Annotated in this window: 2 protein-coding genes; one reads left to right on the plus strand and one right to left on the minus strand. The window is 38.8% G+C overall.

The features are described from left to right. Positions 1-458 precede the first annotated feature (458 nt). Complete coding sequence (gene glmS / locus AB5Z52_RS16385) at positions 459-2261, plus strand: glutamine--fructose-6-phosphate transaminase (isomerizing) (RefSeq protein WP_288551832.1); 1803 nt, start codon at positions 459-461, stop codon at positions 2259-2261. A 248-nt stretch (positions 2262-2509) separates the two neighbouring features. Here glmS and AB5Z52_RS16390 read toward each other — a convergent pair whose 3' ends face one another. Further along, complete coding sequence (locus AB5Z52_RS16390) at positions 2510-2821, minus strand: DUF3784 domain-containing protein (RefSeq protein WP_005471352.1); 312 nt, start codon at positions 2819-2821, stop codon at positions 2510-2512. Positions 2822-3062 lie beyond the last annotated feature (241 nt).

Genomic DNA, 3062 nt, shown 5'->3' on the forward strand with positions numbered 1-3062 from the left:
AACAGTTAATCTTATCATACAAAAAAGGAGTGGATTTCTCCACTCCATAAAAGTCTAACTTTTTGGGGTCACTACAAATTACAATTTTACGAATTGGATCATCTGCAATTCTCCTTCTTTAAATCTCCATTACAGAACAAACATTGCCTCTGATAACATCTATACCAATTATTTTTTTTAGCTTTTTCTATTGACTAACGCCCTTATAAATATTATGATAATGCATGTATTTCTACAAAATAATTTAAGGAGGATAGATAGACCAATAGGAATAGCGCCAGATCTGTACAACAGATGACGAGGAAAGAGTTTATCGAAGTTTTCGGCGGGTAACTCTAGGGACTGCACTCTATAAGCAAGAACAAAACCTCATCGTGAGATGAAAACAAACCTCTTGCTGCGCAGGTAGAAATACATAATGAATCGTAAATAAGTAGTGGAAAGTAGGATTTGTCATTATGTGTGGAATCGTAGGAATTGTAGGAAAATCAAATGCTGAACAAGTCATTTTGAATGGTTTGGAACGTTTAGAATATCGTGGGTATGACTCAGCAGGTTTATATGTTGCTGATCGTACTTCTGGCCACTTAGTCAAAGCACAAGGGCGTATCAAAAACTTGGAAGACAAAGTCACACCAGAAGTAACAGGAACGATCGGTATCGGACACACTCGCTGGGCAACTCATGGTAAACCATCAGAAAAAAATGCCCACCCTCATACTTCTTCTAACCAAGAATTAGTACTGGTTCATAACGGAGTAATCGAGAATTTTGAAGAATTGCATCAAAACTATTTAAATGATCATCACTTCGAAGGACAGACAGATACAGAGATTGTCGTCCACTTGATCGAAGTATTGAAAAAAGACCTTTCGACTAAAGAAGCGTTCAAAAAGGCACTCTCATTGATTCGTGGTTCTTATGCCTTTGCATTAGTTGATAAAAATGACCCTGAAACCATCTATGTAGCAAAAAATAAAAGTCCGTTATTGATTGGGCTTGGGGATGGGTTTAACGTTATTTGTAGTGATGCATTGGCTATGCTGGATCAGACTACTCATTTCGTTGAAATTGAAGACGGTGAAATGGTAACTGTGACGGCAAAAACGATTGAAATCGAAGACCTAAAAGGAAATCTTGTTTATCGCGAGTCTTATGAAGCACAACTTGATTTAACAGACATCGAAAAAGGAACGTATCCTTACTATATGCTGAAAGAAATCGACGAGCAGCCAGCTGTGATGCGTCGTCTCATTCAAGAGTATCAAGGCACAGGAGAAGTGACGATCGATGACGCATTAAAGGATCAAATGATTGCGAGCGACCGCATCTACATCGTTGCTTGCGGAACCAGTAATCACGCTGGTTGGGCCGCAAAAGCGATTCTAGAATCTCTGACACAGATTCCTGTTGAAGTACATTTATCAAGTGAATTCGGCTACAACATGCCTTTGCTGTCTGCAAAACCTTTCTTTATTTTTCTATCACAAAGTGGAGAAACAGCCGACAGCCGACAAGTCTTGGTAAAAATCAATCAAATGAATTTGCCTAGTCTGACTATTACAAATGTAGCAGGCTCGACTCTTTCTCGTGAAGCTGACCATACATTGTTACTTCATGCCGGACCTGAAATCGCCGTAGCTTCTACCAAGGCCTATACTGCTCAAATCGCAGTTTTAACCTTATTAGCAAAAGCAATCGGTGATGCTAAAGGTATTGGTGCTGCACAGGACTTCGATGTTTTCCATGAATTAAGTATTGTTGCCTCTGCTATGGAAACATTAGTTGATGAAAAAGCGGTCATCAGTCAATTAGCAGAAGATTATTTGTCTGTTAGTCGCAATGCGTTTTATATTGGTCGAAGCAATGACTATTATGTTTCCATGGAAGCTGCACTGAAGCTAAAAGAGATTTCTTATATTCAAGCAGAAGGATTTGCAGCTGGCGAATTGAAACATGGAACCATCGCACTGATCGAAGAAGGAACCCCAGTCATCGGAATCATCACTGAAGAAGTGACCGGCTCCCATACGAGAGGAAATTTGAAAGAAGTTGAGTCTCGTGGCGCTCATACTTTAGTCATCGTCAGCCAAGAACTAGCGAAAGCGACGGATCACATTGTTTTGCCTTCGGTCCATCCATTGGTTACTAGTTTAGTTGCCGTGATTCCTACGCAACTGTTGGCTTACTTTGCAACATTGCAACGAGGGTATGACGTGGATAAGCCTCGAAATTTAGCTAAATCAGTGACTGTCGAATAAAACTTTTAAAAGTTTTTAGGCAGAAAAAAGAGCTGCGACAAGACGATTGTCGCAGCTCTTTTTTTCGTACAACCAATTAAAAGCAATTTTTTTAGACAAGCTGAAACTGCTTGGAATTGCCTATTTTGATCATCCTTTCTTTTCTCGTCCCTCAATTTTTTTAAAGTCTTTTAAGTAATGCACAAAACAGCAAGCAGCATTCATCCCAGATTCATTGCACCTCTGTTGATCAACATAGGAGAAATGTATCATTTCTTTACACACCACGTGCCATTTATGATGATTATCCCTACTATCGTCAGTAAACTAGTTGCAACGAATAAAATATTCCCCATTAATGACCAGTGATCACTAAAAAGTAATGAAAGCAGGATGAAAGCACCCAGAACCAACATACCGATGCCATTCGCTACATACAAACGATCTAAATCATACTGTGCCTTTTTTTCTTCAGAAGCCATATTGTATCCAGCAATCAATTGCCATCCATGTCTGCTTAAAAATAGGATACCTGTAATAAAAAACAAACCCACGACTAACCATCCTGTTGTATTTCCCATCACACATTCATCCTCTCTACACGTCTGCCTAACGTTTAGATCCATTCACCAATCGGTTTCTTGCGCTTTATACAGTGAGTATACCACATGAAAATCATTATTTGGATTATCATTATATTTTCACAAGATAAAAAAACCAACGAAAACGACTTTCGTTGGTTTTTGGGTTCTATAATATTTTGTGTTGGTGGAAAATCGAAGGCGATTTTCTACTAACACTTTTTCTTCGTTTCAACTCAAA

Source organism: Enterococcus sp. RTP21361st1_A6_RTP21361_211029, assembly GCF_040910045.1.
GTDB classification, from domain to species: Bacteria; Bacillota; Bacilli; order Lactobacillales; family Enterococcaceae; genus Enterococcus_D; species Enterococcus_D gallinarum.